Source organism: Micromonospora sp. NPDC048905 (assembly GCF_040649655.1).
Lineage (GTDB): Bacteria > Actinomycetota > Actinomycetes > Mycobacteriales > Micromonosporaceae > Micromonospora.
Genome location: NZ_JBEZFV010000013.1, coordinates 1 through 18597, shown reverse-complemented (window position 1 = coordinate 18597; position 18597 = coordinate 1). Strand labels below are relative to the sequence as shown.

Sequence of the window (18597 nt, the reverse complement as noted above, 5' to 3'; positions counted from 1 at the left end):
GGAGCACCGCCTCGTATCCTGGAAAACTGATCGGGTGGCGAGTGAAGCGAGAGGTGAACGCGGGTGAGCGCAGCCCTCCTGGAGCCGCACGTCGGCCTGTGGACCGAGGCCGACTACTTCGCCTTGGGCGAGACGCCTGACCGGATCGAACTGCTCGACGGGAGCCTGATCGTGAGCCCTGTACCGAGCCGACGGCACCAACGGGTGTCGCGCCGGCTGGCGAACAGCATCGAGGCGGCAGCAGAGCCTCGTGGTCTCCTGGTCTATGACGCGATCAACGTCCGGCTCGGTGTCGACCGGGTCGTCGTTCCGGATCTCGTCGTCACCGACGCCGACGACGACGGCACCCAGCTCGACTCGGACCGAGTGTCGCTCGTCGGCGAGGTCGTCCCGCCGGGCAACGCCGCTGCGGACCGGCTGGTCAAGATGCAGCTCTACGCCATCGCGCGAATCCCCTGGTATCTGCTGGTCGAGCAGGACGGCGAGGGTCACTCGCTGCGGCTGCACCGGCTCGACGGTGAGCACTACGTCGAGGACCAGGTGGCCAAGGCCGGCGAGACGCTGACCATCGTCGAGCCGTTCCGCTGGCAGCTCGACCCGGCCGCGCTGGGCTGATCCGTCCGACTCCCGCAACCGGGACGACACACGCCCGTCGATGAAGCTTTTTTCAGTCGCCCTTGTGATCTAGGGCACTTACCTCCAAAGATGGTTGTCGATAGAGCGACGTCCTTGGAGGCATTCATGGCCCGTACCTCGTCATCGCTGCGCCGCGTGCTCGCGGCCAGCCTCACCGTCCTCGCCACCGCGGCGGCGGCCCTGGTCGCGACCGCCGGACCGGCGGCCGCCGCCACCACACCCGGCATCGACGTGTCCCGCTACCAGGGCACCATCAACTGGACAAGCGTCCGCAACGCGGGCATCCAGTTCGCCTTCATCAAGGCGACCGAGGGCACCACCTACAAGGACCCGAACTTCAACGCCAACTACGTCAACTCGTACAACGCCGGGGTGATCCGCGGGGCGTACCACTTCGCCCGGCCCAACATCTCCGCCGGCTCCACCCAGGCCAACTACCTGGCCTCCAACGGCGGCGCCTGGTCGGCGGACAGCCGAACCCTGCCGGCGGCGCTGGACATCGAGGCGAACCCGTACAGCGGCGGCTACTGCTACGGCCTGAGCACGACCGGCATGCGCAACTGGGTACAGGACTTCCTGAACACCTACCGCTCCCGCACCGGCCGGTACGCCGTCATCTACACCACCACGAGCTGGTGGAACCAGTGCACCGGCAGCTGGACCGGCCCGTGGGCGAACCACCCGCTGTGGCTGGCCCGCTGGTCGAGCACGCCCGGCGCTCTGCCGGCCGGGGCACCGGTGTGGAGCTTCTGGCAGTACACCAGCACCGGCGTCGTCTCCGGGATCAGCGGCAACGTGGACCGCAACTACTGGAACGGTGACCGCAGTCGACTGATCGCGCTGGCCAACAACACCTGATCGGGCCGTTGGCGGCAGCGGGATCGACGGTCACCACCTGGTTGACAATCGGTCCGGCTGCCGCCACACACCGGGTACGGGTCAGACCCGCCGTCGGCTCAACGCCGGCACCATCACCGGAGCATCCTCGCGGACCAGCGCGTCCCGCCGGCTGAGCCGCCGGACGCCCACCGCACCAATGGTGATGGCAACGACGCCGAACAGCGCGACGAGTACCGGAAGCCCAATGCTGATCAGCAGCAGTGCCACATCGCCGAGTGCGACGAGCATCCACAGTGCCAGCCGGGGCCGGGCGTTCCTGTATCGGTAACCCATGTCGCACCTCCCTCCGTCGTTGGAGATCAGATACCCCGAACGACGCAAGAACATGCGAGAGAGGTTCGCGCAGGTGCGGAACGCCTGTCAGTTGACCCGATCGGGCTTGAAGCCCTTGACGATCTGGTCGAAGTTGGCGAGGTTGGCCTGCCAGTCCTTCTCCGCGATCTCCCACCGGATGGCGTAACCCCGGTTGGTGGCGGTTACGAAGCCCCGGTTGCGCACATAGATGCGGGTGCCGTCCCGGGTCTCCAGCCACTCCCAGTCGGCGCAGGTCCGGTACCAGTCGCAGGCCTTGATGCTGCCTACCAACTGATAGTTCTTGACCAGGCCCTTGCGGTACGGTTCCTTCTCCTTCCAGTCGGCGACCGCGTCCTTCTCCGGGCTGGAGGTCCATTGGACCAGCATCTTGCCAGGCCCGCCGGACTGGTTGAAAACGGCCGTGTCCGAGCTGGTCTGACGGCCGCTCCAGCCGGGTGGGAGCGGAATGGAGAGGGTCGGCCCCTCGTACAGCTTCCAACCCGCCGGCAGCGCGTTCGGGTCGGTCGACGGCGTGGCCGAGGGCGACGCACTCGGTGCGCCCGTGGTGGGCGGAGGCGCCGCCGGAGCCGAGGACTGCGCCGGCGCCGACGTCGCGGCAGCACCGGTCGTCGGGCCGGCCTGCGGGGTCTCGTTGTCGTCGCCCTTGGTGAGCATCGGCACGATCACCACGAGGCCGATCAGCAGCAGGGCCACAAGCGCCCCGATCAGCACGTTGCGTCGGGTGTTGTTCGGCTTCGTGCCGTCCGACGGCGGGACCGCCGCACGCCCGGCCGGACTCAACGGCGGCATCAGCGACGTCGGCGTCGTCGGCTTGCGCTGCTCCGGGGCCACCGGCGGTCCGTCGACCACAGTCGGTTCGTCGTCGACGTTCGCCGTACCGTCGCCGACGCTCGTCGTACCGTCGCCGGTCGTGTCGGCCGTGGCCGTGACCTTCGCGGTCGGGTCGGCATCGGACGGGCTGTCGATCGTGGCGGTCGGCTCGGCCGGCACCACCGCGGTCGGGTCGGCTGGCACCGGTGCCGTCGGGTCGGAATGCTCGCCGGAGGGAACGACTGTCGTCGGCGTGGCATCGGCGGAGGTGGTCGCGGCAACAGCGGAGGTAGCGGCCGGCGGCGGTGACACCGGCCGGTCGGCACTCTCGGCCGGCCGCGGGGCGGGGACGTGCGGCGGGCGCGGCTCGCGCGGGCCGTTCGGCCCCGGCCGGCGTACGCCATCCAGCAGTGAGATCCCGCGCGCACGCTTGCCACCGGCGCGGCGCAGCAGGCGTTCCGCCACCTCGGCGGTGATCCGCTCGTGCGGATCCTTGCGGAGCAGCCCGTTGAGCACAGCCTTGAGCGGACCGGCGTTCTTCGGCGGCGGAATCGGCTCGGTCGCCAGCGCCGCGAGGGTGCCGATCGCCGACGGGCGGGCGTAGGGCGACTTACCCTCGACCGCCGCGTAGAGCGTCGCGCCCAACGACCACAGGTCGGCCTCCGGACCGGCGGTGCCGTCGCGGGCCCGCTCCGGCGAGATGTACGCGGGTGAGCCGAGCACCATGCCGGTGCGGGTCACGTTCGGGTCACCCGGGATCGTGGCGAGACCGAAATCGGTCAGTACCACGCGGCCGTCCTCGCCCAGCAGCACGTTGCCGGGCTTGACGTCGCGGTGCATGACGCCCGCCTTGTGCGCGGCACTGAGCGCGCCCAGCACGCCGAGGCCGATCTCCACCGTGCGGGCCACCGACACGGGACCGTCTTCGGCGAGAGTGTCCTGCAACGACTTCGACGCCACGTACTCCATGACGATCCACGGATCACCGTCGGTGCGCAGCACGTCGAAGATGCGGACGACGTTCGAGTGGTTGAGCCGGGCGATGGCCCGCGCCTCCCGCAGGGAGCGCTCACGCATCTCCCGGCGCTCCTCGTCGGTGAGACCCGGCGGCGGCACCAATTCCTTGATGGCGACGTCCCGGTGCAACACCTCGTCGCGCGCCTTCCACACCCGGCCCATGCCACCCTGGCCGAGCGGCGTCAGAAGCCGGTATCGGTCAGCGACAAGTTGGGGAAGCGCGTTCGACATCGGTGAGACGGTACCCGGACCCACCGACGCTCACACCGCCGGCACGCCACTGTGCGCTTCCGGTAACTTCGCGCCGCGTACCCTGGCGTCATGTCTGCCGAAGAGCCGCTGTTCCGGGTCGTCCGGGGCGTGCCCACCGCGGAGGAGTTGGCCGCCCTGGTAGGGGCGATCATCGTGCGATCCCGCCCAGCCGCCGCGCCCACGCCGACGACCGCGTCCGCCTGGGCACGCAGCGGTCGGCCCTCCAGCTCCGGTGGGTGGCGCGCCGCCGGCCTGCCTCGCTGAACCGACCCTTCGGACGGGGGCTGCCAGCGGTGCGTGCAGACGTTACCCTCACTCAGGGAGACGGTGCCGTGACAGCGAGGGAGGACCCGTGATCCCCGACGAGGACCGGCCAGCGCCCTGGCTGCGCGGCTACGGTGGCATCGAGGCCGACATCGGCCAGCTCAGAGAGTTCGCCGACCGGCTCGCCGCCGAGGTCGAGAGCAACTACGCGCCGCACCTTCCGTACATCGCGGAAGACATGTCCGCGCGGCTACCCAACCCGTGCGACGCCTTCGTCGAGCTGGTCACGTTCCTGCACGCGCACCACGAGACGCAACAGGCCACCGCCGACATGGTCTACGCCGTCCGCGGCGCCACCGGCCACCTGGCCGCCGCCGCCGATCAGGTCGCCACCCGGTACGCCGACAGCGACGCCTTCACCGCCGCGCGAGTGGTGGACGTACGACAGGCCCTCGCCGACCCGACCAGCATGCTGCCCGGCGGCCCGACACCCATGCTGACCGACCCGACCGGCCCCGACGCCGACACCGAAGGGCCGGTGGTGCTGCCATGATCAAACGGGACTCCGGCCGCACCTCCGGCCTCACCGACTGGCACCTGATGGACGTCAACAGCATGTGGGCCTGCCTCCAGGACCACGAGACCGACAACCACTGGAAGCAGGTCGCCGGCTGGCGCAAGGTCTGCGACCTGGCGCAGACCCACCTCAGCCGCCTCCAGGAATACCGGCGCGGGCTCGCCGAGGCGTGGCCACCCGAAACCAGCGCCGCCTCCAGCACCTACCTCGCCGAACTCGACGAGCTGATCGACAAGGTGCAACGCACCCACAACGCCGCCGCCGCGAACTACACCGCCCTGTCCGCCGCCACCCAGGCCATCGGCACCACCCGCGCCGCACTCCGCAAGATCCACGAGGAGTACGCGACCAAGTCCCAGAAGAAGCAGGCGTACGAGTCGATGGCCGCCGACCCGAAAGCGGTGATGGGCAACCGGGTCACCGAATCGCCCGTCAGTGATGCGGACCTGGAACGGCTCAACGTTCAGGCACGAGCGGCGATGTTCAACCTCAGCGGCGAACTCCAACAAGCCCAAGCAACCCTACAAAAACCACCAGCAGCACCACCACGCCCAAGACGGGACCCCTCAAGCCCTGACGCTTATGACAACGCCGCACCTACAATCCCTCCAATTCTGCCGATGCCCATGGCCGTTGGCGCGCCTCCCCGTTCAACCCGGCCTAGTTCCTCAAATGGCAAGCAATCGGCCCAGGCGGCCCCCGTGATGGGACCGGTACTTGGCGGCACCAACTCCGGAGTCGCGCCGCCTCCGGCGAACGCTGGAGTAGCTGCGGCTGGAATGCCAACTCCAGCGGCCGGCATCGGGCCGCCCGCCGCGCTGCCGCCGGGGTCGATAGCTCATTCCCCGAACCCAGCTTTGGGCAAAACATCTGCAACCACTGGTCGGCCATTCAACGGAAACAACAAGGGTGTCTCGCATACACCGCCTCCAACGGTACGATCAATACCGCCGAATGGCCTTATTGGTGGTGCACCCAACCTCGGATTCAGTCAGCCCGTGGACGGCTCCGCCCCAACAAGAAGAGTAAATCCGATCGGCGGTGTAATCGGAGGCGGTGGCGCCGGGACTACGCCGACCGGAGGGGCGGGCTCGCGCCCGGGCGGAGGTCGGAGCCTAGCCGGAGGACAGCAGTTGCCGCCGATCGGTGGCGCTCCCGGCTTCAATGGCACTACCACCTCCAGTCCGGGCCCTGGCTACTCGTTTGGCCGCCCCAGTAGGAACGGACAGGACGAAGGACGACGCGGCTGGGACGCCGACCATCCTTGGGAGACTGATCAGGGGGTAGACCCTATCGTCCGCCCCCCTGAAGAACACGGCCCACATGACCCTGGCCCTGCTATCGGCTTCGATAGGTAATGAGATTAACCAGACAGGCTTCCAGGTTATCTGCGGTCAGCCTATTGGTAACGCTTTCTACAGCTTTCCCCACGCAGGGGAGGGATCACTATCCACAATACTCCCCTGGTGATATGGAGCGCGTCCGGTCTGACCAATGGCACCTCCAGTATCTCAAAGCCTCCGATGCACAACGCATCTCGCGAGGGGCGGGAGTGATCGTCGCAGTCCCGGATACCGGCGTTCAACCGCACCCCGACCTTCACAGAAACCTCCTTCCAGGAACTGACGTCATCGGTGGCGGCGACGGCCAGAATGACCAGAACAGTCACGGTACAGGCATGGCCGGATTAATTGCCGCACATGGCCAGGGACCTACAATGGGCGCCCTAGGCATAGCCCCAGACGCTCACATATTGCCCATTCGAGATACGCCCGCCGACGGTCAGGGAGAACCCGATAAACTGGCTGCCGGCATCAGCTTTGCCGTCCGCAATGGGGCTGACATTATTAGCATATCTTCAGTGGGCGGTGCGGGGATTCCACTACAACAATCTATTAAGACAGCACTCGCGGCGGATGTAGTAGTGGTGGCCTCCGCCGGCAATCATCCACAGGACGCCGCAGTTGGTTATCCCGCATCCGAAGATGGGGTTATCGCTGTCGGCGGAGTCGATCGAGACGGGAACCGCGCTGCCGTTTCGGTGACTGGGCCGGAGATTGATGTGGTTGCGCCTGCGGTCGATATCTACAGCACGAGCATCGATGGCAAGTACCGCAAAGGCACTGGGACCTCTGACGCCACGGCGATCGTGGCGGGGGCGGCTGCGTTGATCCGGTCCAAGTACCCGTACCTGCCCGCGCGCGAGGTGGCGCACCGGCTCACGGCGACGGCGATCGACAAGGGCGCGCCTGGGCGTGACGACGAGTACGGCTACGGCGTGATCGATCTGGTGGCGGCGCTGACGGCGGACGTACCGCCGCTGGGGTTTGAATCTGTGAACGCGTCGGCTGGCCCGACGACGGCTGCTGCCCAGCCGGGTGACGACGAGGGTGGCGCGACCGCGCGTGGCCTGGTCACGCTTGGGGTGATCTTGGCTGCGGGGGTCGGATGGGCGGCGGTGGCGCGGCGCCGCCGGCGCGGCGATGATCCGCCGCCCAGGATTAGTCGCTGATTGGGCGACAGCGCGGCGATCGACTCGGGTTCCTTGATGTTGCGGTGTCCGGGGCGGTGGGACAGCCCGGTATCAACGAGGGCGAGTCGATCACGCCCGGCGGTGCGTGGGTCGGTGCGTGCGTCCGGTCGCGTGGGTCGGTGCGTGGTGGGAGGCGTTGTGGGGGTGGTTGCCGGTAACGTCGGACGGGTGCCCGAAACTCTGCCGCTCCGCCTTGTGCTCGCCTCGGCGAGCCCTGCCCGTCGCAAGATCCTCCAGGCTGCTGGAATTGAGCCAGATGTGCTGGTCAGCGGGGTGGATGAGTCGCTGGTGGTGACCGATCGGGCTGAGGAGTTGTGCCTGGAGTTGGCGCGGCTCAAGGCGCAGGCGGTGTTGACCCGGCTGAGCCCTGGCGCCGGCCAGCGGACGCTGGTGATCGGCTGCGACTCGGTGCTCGCGTTCGACGGGAAGATCCTCGGCAAGCCTACGGACCCGGCGGACGCCACCGGGCGGTGGCTGCGGATGCGGGGGCGCAGCGGCGTCCTGCACAGTGGGCACTGCCTCATCGACGTTTCCGCCGGGCGGCGCGCGGAGGCGGTCGCCTCGACCACTGTCCACTTCGCGGACATCAGCGACGACGAGATCGCCGCGTACGTGGCGAGTGGCGAGCCGCTGGCGGTGGCCGGCGCGTTCACGATCGACGGGTTGGGCGGGCCGTTCGTGGAGCGGATCGAGGGTGACCCGGGCACTGTGGTCGGGCTGTCGATGCCGCTGCTGCGTCGACTCCTCGCGGAACTCGACCTACGGATCACCGACCTGTGGACGAAGGTCGCGCCCGGGGGCCAGTCGGTCGAGTCGGTCGGTAACGTCCGCTCATGACCACCAAGTCGATCCCGCTGACTGACGAACTGCACTCCTACCTGGTCGCCCACGGCTCCCCGCCGGACGAGATCATTCGGGACCTGGCCGAGGAGACCCGGTCGGTGCTGCCAGAACACGCCACCATGCAGGTGGCGCCCGAGCAGGCCGCCTTTCTGACGTTCCTCACCCGGCTACTCGACGTACGGCAGGCTGTCGAGATTGGCACGTTCACCGGGCTCTCGTCGCTGGCGATCGCCCGCGGGTTGCCCGAGGGTGGGCGGCTGACCTGCTTCGACATCTCCGAGGAGTTCACCGGCATCGCCCGGCGCTACTGGGCTCGGGCCGGCGTGCAGGACCGGATCGAGCTGCGCATCGGCCCGGCCGGGGAGACGTTGCGGGAGTTGCCGCACGAGCGCTACCTGGACTTCGCGTTCATCGACGCCGACAAGACGGGTTACCCGGTCTACTGGGCCGAGTTGGTGCCTCGGATGCGGCCCGGTGGGGTGATCGCGGTCGACAACGTCCTGCGTGGCGGTCGGATCGTCGCGCCGCAGGACGAGGGCGACCGGGCGATGGCCGCCTTCAACGACGAGGTGGTGGCCGACGTGCGGGTGGATCCGGTGATGCTGCCGATCGCGGACGGCCTCACCCTCGCCCGGGTGCGCTGACGGCCAACGCCCGGCCGGCTCTGATCCTCTCGAGTTCCTGGAAGTCGCGGCATCCCACCCGGTAGGACACCCCGACTTCCAGGAAACCGAGTCGATCAAGCCAACCGCCGCCGCCGAGCCGATCACGCCAAGGCCGCCGCCGGGTCGACCAGGCCAGGGCGACCTGGACTCGACCAGCCGAGGCTGGTCGAGTCCAGGTCGGGTCAGCGGACGCTGCGGGCGAACTGGCGGGCGGCCCAGTAGACGCCCAGCGCGGCGAGGACCGCCGTGATGCTCAGGCCCTGCCAGACCTTGTCGCTGCCCAGGTCACCGGCGAACAGCGCCCGGGTGCCGTCGACAGCCCAGGAGAACGGGTTCCAGTTGGCGATGCCCTGCAACCAGCCCGGTGCGAAGGTGAGCGGCAGCAGGATGCCGGAGAGCAGCAGCACCGGCTGCGCCACGGTGTTCATCAGGGGGGCCAGGGCGTCCTCGCTCTTGACCTTGAGAGCGACGCCGTAGGAGACGGCCGAGGTCATGAGGGCGATCAGGGCGAGCATCAGGTACGCCAGCAGCAGGTCCCCGATGAACACCCGCAGGTCGAACAGGAGCGCCAGCAGGGTGATGATGATCGCCTGCACGACGAGCGACACGACGTCGCGCAGCGAGCGACCGAGCAGCAGGGCGAGTCGGCTGATCGGGGTGACCCGGGAGCGTTCGATGACGCCGGCGCGGAGCTCGGCGATCAGGCCGAAGCCCTGGAACAGCCCGCCGAAGATCGCCAGCAGCACCAACAGACCGGGTACGAAGATCTTGTAGGCGGCGGCCTGGGTGGGCGCGTTCAGTGCGGGCTTGAGCAGCGGGGCGAAGAGCAGCAGGTACATGACCGGCTGGAACACGCCGACGAAGACCCAGACCGGGTTGCGCAGCAGGAGTTGAGTCTGGCGTTGGAAGATCAGCCAGGTGTCACGGGCGAATTTCATGAGTGATCTCCGGGTTGTCAGGACTCGCGCAGCGAGCGACCGGTCTTGGTGAGGAAGACGTCGTCCAGGCTGGGTCGGTGCAGCTCGATCGAGCGCAGGTCAAGCCCGGCGTGGTCGAGCCTGCGCAGCACCTGCGGGATGGCGACGGCGCCCTCGTCGACGTAGAGGCGTAGGCCGCCCTCGTCGATGGTCTCCAGCTTGTTGACGTACGGCTCGGCGTCGAGCACCTGGGCTGCCTGCGGGGTGGCGGCCAGGTCGAGACCGACAAGCACCACGTCGCCGGAGATCTCGCGCTTGAGCTCGGCCGGCGTGCCCTCGGCCACGACCTCGCCGTTGTCCATGATCGCGATCCGGTCGCAGAGGGCGTCGGCCTCGTCCAGGTAGTGCGTGGTGATGAAGACGGTCATCCCGTCCCGGCGTAGCCGCCGGATCTCGTCCCACATGTGCGCGCGGCTCTGTGGGTCGAGGCCGGTGGTCGGCTCGTCCAGGAAGACGATCTTCGGCTCGTGGATGATGCCCAGCGCGATCTCGACCCGCCGACGCTGACCACCGGAGTAGGTCTTGCACTTGCGGTCCGCGTACTCGGTGAGCTGGAAGGCCTCCAGCGCGCGGACGGCGCGGCGCTGCGCGTCGGCCTTGCCGATGCCATACATGCGGGCATGCAGGACCAGCTCGTCGCGAGCGGTGGACTCGTCCCAGGTGCTGCCGCCCTGCGGGACGTAGCCGATCCGCCGACGCACCTCGGCCGGGTCCTTGCGCAGGTCGGCCCCGGCGATGGTGGCCTCGCCGCCGTCCGGCTCGATCAGCGTGGCGAGCATCCGCAGCGTGGTGGTCTTGCCGGCGCCGTTGGGGCCGAGGAAGCCGAAGATCTCGCCCTCGGCGACCTCGAGGTTGACGCCGCGCACGGCGTCCACCGTCTTCGTCTCTCGACCCGCGCGGGAGCGGAACGACTTCCGCAGCCCCCTGGTCTCGATCATTTTTGCTCCTGGTCGTTCGGGCCGGCCGCGCCGGCCGTCGGAGTGGGACGACGCCGGACGGCGCACTCCCCCGCTGTGCCACCAGCAGGCTAACGCGATATAACTCTTGTAGTCAACGTTGATTATTACGCCTGCGTCGGAGGCGTCGACTCGGGACGTCCCTTCCACCCCGACCAACCCTCGACGTCCGCCAGCTCAGCAGGCAGGTACGACACTCCGGAGTCGATCCGCTCGGCGATCCGGTCGCACCACCCCATCTCCGCCTCCGCCCGCGCCGCCCACAGCTCGAACATCCAACCCACGTGCACCGGCTTGCGGTTACGCACCCAGTCCGACTCCAGGGAGGCGCGCATCGACTCGACACCGGCGCGCAGCAGATTGGCCCGGTTGCGCAGGGCCGCCGCGGCCTCGTCGCGCGGCAGGGCGGGCAGGAAGGAGAAGGCCACCGCGAAGGGGTCGGACTGCTCGCCGAGGTTCCACCAGAGGTTGCGCAGCAGCGTCTCGAACTCGTCCTCACCCTTCGGGGTCACCTCGTAGGTGGTGCGGGCCGGACGGGATCCCACCTGCTCGGTGGCGACGGCTCGGAGCAGCCCTTCCTCGGTGAGCTTGCGCAACGCGTGGTAGATCGAACCGGGCTGCACGTTCGCCCACTTGTCGGCGCTCCAGCTCAACAGCTCGCGGCGCACGTCGTAGCCGTGCACGGGCTGCATCCACCGCACCAGACCGAGGATCATCATTCGAGTCGCAGACACCCGACAAGCGTAATAGCCAAGTTTGACTATGGTGAGTGCCGCATTCCACACTGAGCGATCGTTAGGGTGACCGGGGCGGCCGATACACTCCCCGTCAGTAACCTGCCGGGGAGGAGCCACGAAGGTGCGCAAGGTACTCATCGCCAACCGCGGCGAGATCGCCGTCCGGGTGATCCGTGCGTGCCGCGACGCCGGCTTGGGCAGCGTCGCCGTGTACGCGGACTCCGACCGCGAGGCCCTGCACACCACCCTGGCGGACGAGGCGTACGCGCTCGGCGGGGACAGCGCGACCGAGACGTACCTGCGCATCGACAAACTGCTCGACGTCGCCGCACGGGCCGGCGCGGACGCCGTACACCCGGGTTATGGCTTTCTCAGTGAGAACGCCGACTTCGCCCAGGCGGTCATCGACGCCGGGCTGACCTGGATCGGCCCCACCCCGCAGGCGATCCGCGACCTCGGTGACAAGGTGACCGCCCGGCACATCGCCCAGCGCGCCGGTGCGCCGCTGGTCCCCGGCACCCCGGACCCGGTGGCCAGCCCGGACGAGGTGATCGCGTTCGCCGCCGACCACGGCCTGCCGGTCGCCATCAAGGCCGCCTTCGGCGGTGGCGGGCGCGGCCTCAAGGTCGCCCGGACGATGGAGGAGATCCCCCAGCTCTTCGAGTCGGCCACCCGGGAGGCGGTCGCGGCGTTCGGCCGGGGCGAGTGCTTCGTCGAGCGCTACCTGGACCAGCCCCGACACGTCGAGGCGCAGGTCCTCGCCGACCAGCACGGCAACGTGATCGTGGTGGGCACCCGGGACTGCTCGCTGCAACGTCGACACCAGAAGCTCGTGGAGGAGGCCCCCGCGCCGTTCCTCACCGACGCCCAGCGGGCACAGATCCACGACAGCGCCAAGGCGATCTGCCGGGAAGCCGGCTACCACGGCGCCGGCACTGTCGAATACCTGGTCGGCCGGGACGGCACCATCTCCTTCCTGGAGGTCAACACCCGGCTCCAGGTCGAGCACCCGGTCACCGAGGAGACCGCCGGCATCGACCTGGTCCGCGAGCAGTTCCGGATCGCCGACGGCGAGAAGCTGCGTACCACCGAGGACCCGACGCCGCGCGGGCACGCCATCGAGTTCCGGATCAACGGCGAGGACCCGGGCCGCAACTTCCTGCCCGCCCCGGGCACCGTCACCGCGCTGCGCCTGCCCAGCGGCCCGGGCGTCCGGGTGGACACCGGCATCTCGGCCGGCGACGTGATCGGCGGCAACTTCGACTCGCTGCTCGCCAAGGTGATCATCGTCGGTGAGACGCGGACCGAGGCGTTGGAACGCGCCCGCCGCGCACTGGACGAGATGATCGTCGACGGGATGGCCACCGCGCTGCCGTTCCACCGGCTGGTGGTGCGGGACGAGGCGTTCACCGCGGAGCCGTTCACCGTGCACACCAGGTGGATCGAGACGGAGTTCCACAACACCGTGCCGCCGTTCACCGCCGCCGCCGGCGCCGCCGAGGCGCCGGCCGAACGCGACACCGTCGTGGTCGAGGTGGGCGGCAAGCGCATCGAGGTCAGCCTCCCCGCCGGCTTCGGCGGGAGTACGACCACCGCGGCACCCGCCTCCCGCAAGCCGACCCGGCGCGGCGGCGGTGCCAAGGCCGGTGCCCCGGTCAGCGGCGACGCGCTCACCTCACCGATGCAGGGCACCATCGTCAAGATCGCGGTGGCCGACGGCGACACCGTGGCCGAGGGCGACCTGGTGGTGGTGCTGGAGGCGATGAAGATGGAGCAGCCGCTGCACGCGCACAAGGCGGGTACGGTCAGCGGCCTCAGCGCCGAGGTCGGCGCCGTGATCACCGCCGGTGCCCCCATCTGCACCATCGCCTGAGCGCCCGACTCCGCACCATCGCCGGAGCGCCCGGCGGGCGGTCAGCGCAGGGCTTCGGCGGCGACCGCTCGGACGGCGGCGGTCAGGGAGTTCAGCACGTCAGACTCCAGCCGCCAATGTTGCCAGTACAGCGGAACGTCGAGGTGTCGGCCCGGCGCGAGGTCGACGCAACGACCGGCGGTCAGGTCGGCCTGGGCGATCTGTTCCGGCACCAGACTCCAGCCCAACCCGAGCCGGATCGTCTCGCTGAACGCCGGCACCGACGGTACGTAGTGCACGGGCGGGTCGAGCGGTCGACCGACCACCGCCCGGATGAACCGGTGCTGCACCCGATCCTTCCGGTCGAAGACCACCAGCGGGGTGCTCGCCAGCGCGGCTGCGGTGAATCCTCCGGCGAAGTGGGAGGCCGCGAATTCCGGGGTGGCCAACGCGCGGTAGCGCATGGCCCCGAGCCGCAGCACCCGGCAGCCCTGCACGGCCTCCCGTTGGGCGGTGACCGCCGCCATCACCGAACCGTCACGGAGCAGCTCGGCGGTGTGGTCCTGATCGTCCTGCCGCAGGTCGAACGAGAGCCCGGCCCGCTGCGGCAACCGGGCCAGCGCGGCGGGAAACCAGGTGGCCAGCGAGTCCGCGTTGACCACCACGGCGACCCGGATCCGGCCACCGCCAGCCAGCGGGCCGCGGGCCTCGGTCAGCGCCTCCCGTTCGAGCAGCGCGAGCTGGCCGGCCAGGCGCAGCAGCGGGCGACCGGCGTCGGTTGCCACGCACGGACGGGCGCGGCGGACCAGCACCTGGCCGACAGTCTCCTCCAGCGCCTTGATCCGTTGGCTCACCGCCGACGGCGTGACGTGCAGCAGCCGGGCCGCCGCGTCGAAGCTGCCCTCTGCCACCACCGCCGCGAGTGTCCGCAGCTGCGCCGAGTCGAGACCGTCCATCAGCTGAGCTTAAGTTACGTCAGAATCTTTAGTTGGACTGGTGGACACCCGCGGTCCTAGCGTCGACGTCGTGCTCACCTCCGCCGTCGCCGGCTTCTCGATCTCCATCGCGCTCATCGTCGCCATCGGCGCCCAGAACGCCTTCGTCCTGCGCCAGGGCCTGCGACGCGAGCACGTCATACCCGTGGTGCTGACCTGCGCCGCGTCGGACGCACTGCTGATCGTGGCCGGAGTGGCCGGGGTCGGTTCGCTGGTGACCGGCCGACCGGGCCTGCTGATGGCGATCCGCTGGGGCGGTGCGGCCTTCCTGCTCTGCTACGCGGGGCTCGCCGCCCGCCGCGCCCTGCGTCAGGGCGCCCTGCTGCCCACCGAGCGGCCCCCAGCCACGTTGGGGGCGACCCTGCTCGCCTGCGCCGCCTTCACCTACCTGAACCCGCACGTCTACCTGGACACCGTGCTGCTCCTGGGCAGCGTGGCCCAACAACACCCGCACCGGTGGGTCTTCGGCGCCGGCGCCGCCCTGGCCAGTGTGGTCTGGTTCACCGCCCTCGGCGTCGGTGCGCAGCGCCTCGCGCCGCTGCTCGCCCGCCCCGCCGCCTGGCGGGTGCTGGATGCGCTCATCGCCGTCGTGATGGCCGGACTCGCCGTGGCACTCCTGCTGGGCTGACCGGTTCGTACCCGGCCGGGCTCGCCGTGGCACTTCCGCCGGGCTGACCGGCCCAGTGGCGAGCACCGACGAGGCCACCGGGACCAGGACCAACGACGATGCGAGTGTTTTCCGCGACCACCGGCGGTGGAATGGACCGCGAGCGGGAATGATTGCCGGGTGCGGTTCCTTCACGGCGCGGCTCCCGCGCACGACCTGACCTATACCGACGTCTTCATGGCGCCGGCCCGCTCCGACCTGGGCTCTCGGCTCGACGTCGACCTCTCCACCGGCGACGGCACCGGCACCACCATCCCGCTCGTGGTGTCGAACATGACCGCGGTCGCCGGCCGGCGGATGGCCGAGACGGTGGCCCGGCGGGGCGCGATCGCGGTGATTCCGCAGGACATCCCGATCGAGGTGGTGGCGAATGTCGTCGCCTGGGTCAAGCAGCGGCACCTGGTCTACGACACGCCCATCACCCTGGGTCCCACGGAGACCGTGGGTGACGCCATCCACCTGCTGCCCAAGCGCTCGCACGCCGCAGTGATCGTCGTCGACGACGCCGGCCGACCGCTGGGCGTGGTCACCGAGGCGGACACCACGGGAGTGGATCGGTTCGCCCAACTCCGCCACGTGATGTCCACCGAGCTGCACACCGTCCCGGCGGACGCCGACCCGCGTACCGGTTTCGAGCTGCTCTCCGCGGGCCGTCGCCGGCTCGCCCCGGTGGTGGACGCCGACGGTCGGCTGGTCGGGGTGCTGACCCGCCAGGGCGCGCTGCGCGCCACCCTCTACACGCCGGCCGTGGACGACCGGGGCCGGCTGCGCATCGCGGCGGCCGTCGGGATCAACGGCGACGTGACAGGTAAGGCCGCCGCGCTGCTGGAGGCGGGGGTGGACACGCTGGTCGTGGACACCGCGCACGGCCACCAGTCGCGGATGATCGCGGCGCTCCAGGCGGTCCGCAAGCTGGACCCGGGGGTGCCGGTCGCGGCCGGCAACGTGGTCACCGCCGAGGGGGTACGCGACCTCGTCGAGGCGGGGGCGGACATCATCAAGGTCGGCGTCGGGCCGGGCGCGATGTGCACCACCCGGATGATGACCGGCGTGGGTCGGCCGCAGTTCTCCGCCGTGCTCGACTGCGCGACCGCGGCCCGGCAACTGGGCCGGCACGTCTGGGCCGACGGCGGCGTACGGCACCCCCGCGACGTGGCGCTCGCGCTGGCCGCCGGCGCGTCGAACGTGATGATCGGCTCGTGGTTCGCCGGCACCTACGAGTCCCCCGGCGACCTCTACACCGAGCCGGACGGTCGGCGGTACAAGGAAAGCTTCGGGATGGCGTCGGCTCGGGCGGTCAGTGCCCGTACCGCCGACGACAGTCCCTACGACCGAGCTCGTAAGGCGGTGTTCGAGGAGGGCATCTCCTCGGCGCGGATGTACCTGGACCCGGTCCGACCCGGCGTCGAGGACCTGATCGACGAGATCATCGCCGGGGTACGCAGCGCCTTCACCTATGCCGGCGCGCGAAACCTGACGCAGTTCCACGAACGGGCGGTCGTCGGCGTCCAGAGCGCCGCCGGCTTCACCGAAGGAATGCCCCTGCCCACGAGCTGGTGACCCCGGCCCCGCCCGCGTCACCATGGAGTTGCGCCGCCTTGTTCGACGGGCGGCAATGGGCGAAACCACCACCATTCCAATGAACGACGCCCGGGCGGGCGTGCCGAGAGCTGCGCGGCGAGCGGGATCGGCCTGCGCCGTGCCGGCGCTGCTCGCGCCGCCCATGAACCGTTTGGCCGCCGGACGCGGATAACAGGTGACCCATCCCGCTCCGCGAAAGGCTTTATATGAAGCACCTGCGGCGAGCAAAAGATGTCGATGTCGGTGCGATGGCGGACGGAGCGATTATCGCCCGGTCCGTGCAGGAACCAGAGATCTTCTCGGTCATCTTCGACCGACACGCGCCGCACATCCATCGTTACCTGGCCCGTCGTCTCGGCGTGCCGGCGGCGGACGACCTGGTTGCCGAGACGTTTCTGGCGGGATTTCGTCGTCGGGATCGATTCGACGTCACCCACTCGAACGCCCGGCCATGGCTGTATGGGATCGCAGCCAACATCGTCAGCCAACACTGGCGCAATGAGGAACGGGAGTACCGGCTACGGCAGGCGTACGTCCCCCCGACGAGCGAGACGGAGCACGCCGACCGGGTCGCCAATGTGGTGACCGCGCAATCGCTACGTCGACTCCTTCTGGATGCGTTGGCCGTGCTCTCCGACGGAGACCGCGACGTGTTGTTGCTGGTCGCGTGGGAGGACCTGACCTACGACGAGGTTGCCGCCGCTCTGACGATTCCGGTCGGCACCGTGCGATCACGACTCAACCGAGCCCGCCGGCTGCTCCGTGAGCGGTTGGGCGGCGAACCGGCCGGCACTATCAAGGAGGCACTGAGCAATGGATGAGATGCGGCTGCTCCAGCAACTCGGTGGCGAGACCGGGCTGCCGACCATCGAGCGGTTGGAGCCGGCCCGTGCCCGGCTGACGACCGAGATGACCGCCCTGGCCTCCGTACCCGTGACGACGATCGTACTTCCGGCGCCTCCTCGCTCGCGGCAGCCCGTTTGGCGGCTCGTGCTCAGCGGGGTGGCGGCGGCCAGCGTGGCTGCGTCGCTGGCTGCCGTACTGGTTCTTGCCCCGGACCGGCTCGGTGGCAGCACGCCGGCCGCCCGGGCCGATGCGGCCCAGGTTCTCCGGAACGCGGCGGCCGCTGCGCTGGAGCTGCCCGACGTCAATCCCCGGCCACATCAGTTTGTCTACTCACGCAGCCAGGAGGGGCCGGAGATCCGGGAGAGTTGGCAGTCGGTGGACGGAGTCCGGGACGGTCTGATCATCGAGACCGCTACCGATGGCCGCACGGAGACCATCCTGCCCGGTTGCCGGAACGGAAGGTCCGCGGTGACCAGGGGCGGCCAGGTGGTGCCGGGCGAGACCGAGCAGTGCACTCCAACGCCCGCCTACCGTGCCGACATGCCCACCGACGCCGCCGCCATGCGGGCCTTCCTGACGAAGAATCGCAGCGGTGAACCGGGTGACGCCAATGCTGCCGGCAAGGACCTCCTCTACTACCTCAGCGAGGGCTACCTACGCCCTCGATCACGTGCGGCGCTCTACGAGGCGGCGGCGGCGACGCCGGGCCTGCGGGCTGTGGAGCACGCCAAGGACGGCGCGGGCCGATCGGGTATCGGGATCACCTGGTCGTCGACGGGCGGCCCGGGACAGATCGTGCTGGTCTTCCATCCCGAGACCTACGCCTTCCTCGGGGTGGGTGGGTCGGCGGGATCGTCAGCCACGCTGGCTCTTGCCGTCGTCGACCGAGTCGGTCAAACACTCTGATCTTGCCCGGACGGGCGGGCGCCTCGGCGCGCCCGCCCGGTGGCTGTCGGAGCCGGTGCCGAGAGCAGAGCGGCGGTCGTTGCTCGGGGCGAGCGAGGGAATCATGCGCGATGACCCCTCGGTGGATGATCATTTTCCGGCAATCGGCTGGTCCGGCTGGAACGGTTCGCGCGCTAGGGCGTGTCTTCAAAGGCTCACAACCATTGGAGTAGCGCGGCGATGGTGACTGTGGCCTGGAACGAGGTCGCGGTCTTGTCGTAGCGGGTCG

Annotated in this window: 19 protein-coding genes; 13 read left to right on the top strand and 6 right to left on the bottom strand. The window is 69.5% G+C overall.

Annotated features, from left to right (window positions below):
• Positions 1-63: 63 nt before the first annotated feature.
• Together AB0C01_RS27375 and AB0C01_RS27370 are read left to right on the top strand one after the other, a co-directional pair.
• Positions 64-615: a Uma2 family endonuclease gene (locus AB0C01_RS27375; RefSeq protein ID WP_357572490.1), complete on the top strand. Its 552-nt coding sequence runs from the start codon at positions 64-66 to the stop codon at positions 613-615.
• A gap of 126 nt (positions 616-741) precedes the next feature.
• On the top strand, positions 742-1494 hold the full coding sequence (locus AB0C01_RS27370; RefSeq protein WP_357241590.1) for a GH25 family lysozyme: 753 nt from the start codon (positions 742-744) through the stop codon (positions 1492-1494).
• 81 nt (positions 1495-1575) lie between these two features.
• Here the strand turns inward: AB0C01_RS27370 and AB0C01_RS27365 are convergent, their stop codons facing one another.
• Positions 1576-1809 (bottom strand): hypothetical protein, encoded by a 234-nt coding sequence (locus tag AB0C01_RS27365; RefSeq protein WP_357572489.1) that lies wholly within the window; start codon positions 1807-1809, stop codon positions 1576-1578.
• 87 nt (positions 1810-1896) lie between these two features.
• On the bottom strand, positions 1897-3909 hold the full coding sequence (locus AB0C01_RS27360) for a protein kinase (protein WP_357241584.1): 2013 nt from the start codon (positions 3907-3909) through the stop codon (positions 1897-1899).
• 90 nt (positions 3910-3999) lie between these two features.
• On the opposite strand from AB0C01_RS27360, the gene AB0C01_RS27355 reads away from it, so the two are divergent.
• The 6 genes from AB0C01_RS27355 to AB0C01_RS27330 all read left to right on the top strand — a co-directional run bounded on the left by AB0C01_RS27355 (position 4000) and on the right by AB0C01_RS27330 (position 8791).
• The gene (locus tag AB0C01_RS27355) at positions 4000-4194 is read left to right on the top strand and encodes an acyl-CoA carboxylase subunit epsilon (RefSeq protein ID WP_357241581.1); all 195 of its coding nucleotides are present in this window, start codon (positions 4000-4002) and stop codon (positions 4192-4194) included.
• Between the two features lie 88 nt (positions 4195-4282).
• Positions 4283-4747: a hypothetical protein gene (locus AB0C01_RS27350; RefSeq protein WP_357572488.1), complete on the top strand. Its 465-nt coding sequence runs from the start codon at positions 4283-4285 to the stop codon at positions 4745-4747.
• Positions 4744-6129, top strand: a complete 1386-nt coding sequence (locus AB0C01_RS27345; protein WP_357572487.1) for a hypothetical protein — start codon at positions 4744-4746, stop codon at positions 6127-6129. The genes AB0C01_RS27350 and AB0C01_RS27345 overlap by 4 nt, the downstream gene beginning before the upstream one ends.
• Positions 6130-6242: 113 nt before the next feature.
• Entirely contained in the window at positions 6243-7283 is a 1041-nt protein-coding gene (mycP, locus tag AB0C01_RS27340) for a type VII secretion-associated serine protease mycosin (RefSeq protein WP_357572486.1), read from the top strand.
• A gap of 189 nt (positions 7284-7472) precedes the next feature.
• A complete protein-coding gene (locus AB0C01_RS27335; RefSeq protein WP_357241569.1) occupies positions 7473-8141 on the top strand; it encodes a Maf family protein in 669 nt (222 codons plus the stop codon).
• Positions 8138-8791: an O-methyltransferase gene (locus AB0C01_RS27330; RefSeq protein WP_357572485.1), complete on the top strand. Its 654-nt coding sequence runs from the start codon at positions 8138-8140 to the stop codon at positions 8789-8791. Before AB0C01_RS27335 ends, AB0C01_RS27330 begins: the two co-directional genes overlap by 4 nt.
• 203 nt (positions 8792-8994) lie before the next feature.
• On the opposite strand, the gene AB0C01_RS27325 is transcribed toward AB0C01_RS27330, so the two are convergent.
• The 3 genes from AB0C01_RS27325 to AB0C01_RS27315 form a co-directional block, all read right to left on the bottom strand.
• Positions 8995-9750 (bottom strand): ABC transporter permease, encoded by a 756-nt coding sequence (locus AB0C01_RS27325; protein WP_357241564.1) that lies wholly within the window; start codon positions 9748-9750, stop codon positions 8995-8997.
• Positions 9751-9767: 17 nt separating this feature from the next.
• A complete protein-coding gene (locus tag AB0C01_RS27320) occupies positions 9768-10727 on the bottom strand; it encodes an ATP-binding cassette domain-containing protein (RefSeq protein WP_357241561.1) in 960 nt (319 codons plus the stop codon).
• Positions 10728-10852: 125 nt separating this feature from the next.
• Positions 10853-11464: a PadR family transcriptional regulator gene (locus AB0C01_RS27315; RefSeq protein ID WP_357242382.1), complete on the bottom strand. Its 612-nt coding sequence runs from the start codon at positions 11462-11464 to the stop codon at positions 10853-10855.
• 139 nt (positions 11465-11603) lie between these two features.
• On the opposite strand from AB0C01_RS27315, the gene AB0C01_RS27310 reads away from it, so the two are divergent.
• Positions 11604-13355: a biotin carboxylase N-terminal domain-containing protein gene (locus AB0C01_RS27310; protein WP_357572484.1), complete on the top strand. Its 1752-nt coding sequence runs from the start codon at positions 11604-11606 to the stop codon at positions 13353-13355.
• A gap of 41 nt (positions 13356-13396) precedes the next feature.
• Here the strand turns inward: AB0C01_RS27310 and AB0C01_RS27305 are convergent, their stop codons facing one another.
• Entirely contained in the window at positions 13397-14290 is an 894-nt protein-coding gene (locus tag AB0C01_RS27305) for a LysR family transcriptional regulator ArgP (RefSeq protein WP_357572483.1), read from the bottom strand.
• A 70-nt stretch (positions 14291-14360) separates the two neighbouring features.
• Here AB0C01_RS27305 and AB0C01_RS27300 point away from each other — a divergent pair, with 70 nt between their 5' ends.
• The 4 genes from AB0C01_RS27300 to AB0C01_RS27285 all read left to right on the top strand — a co-directional run bounded on the left by AB0C01_RS27300 (position 14361) and on the right by AB0C01_RS27285 (position 18329).
• Positions 14361-14957, top strand: a complete 597-nt coding sequence (locus tag AB0C01_RS27300) for a LysE/ArgO family amino acid transporter (protein WP_357572482.1) — start codon at positions 14361-14363, stop codon at positions 14955-14957.
• A gap of 159 nt (positions 14958-15116) precedes the next feature.
• Positions 15117-16556, top strand: a complete 1440-nt coding sequence (locus tag AB0C01_RS27295) for a GuaB1 family IMP dehydrogenase-related protein (RefSeq protein WP_357241549.1) — start codon at positions 15117-15119, stop codon at positions 16554-16556.
• Positions 16557-16783: 227 nt separating this feature from the next.
• Positions 16784-17398 carry an RNA polymerase sigma factor gene (locus AB0C01_RS27290; protein WP_357241545.1) on the top strand — a complete coding sequence of 205 codons (615 nt, stop codon included), beginning with the start codon at positions 16784-16786 and terminating at the stop codon, positions 17396-17398.
• Entirely contained in the window at positions 17391-18329 is a 939-nt protein-coding gene (locus AB0C01_RS27285) for a CU044_5270 family protein (RefSeq protein WP_357241542.1), read from the top strand. Before AB0C01_RS27290 ends, AB0C01_RS27285 begins: the two co-directional genes overlap by 8 nt.
• The last annotated feature ends 268 nt before the right edge of the window (positions 18330-18597 follow it).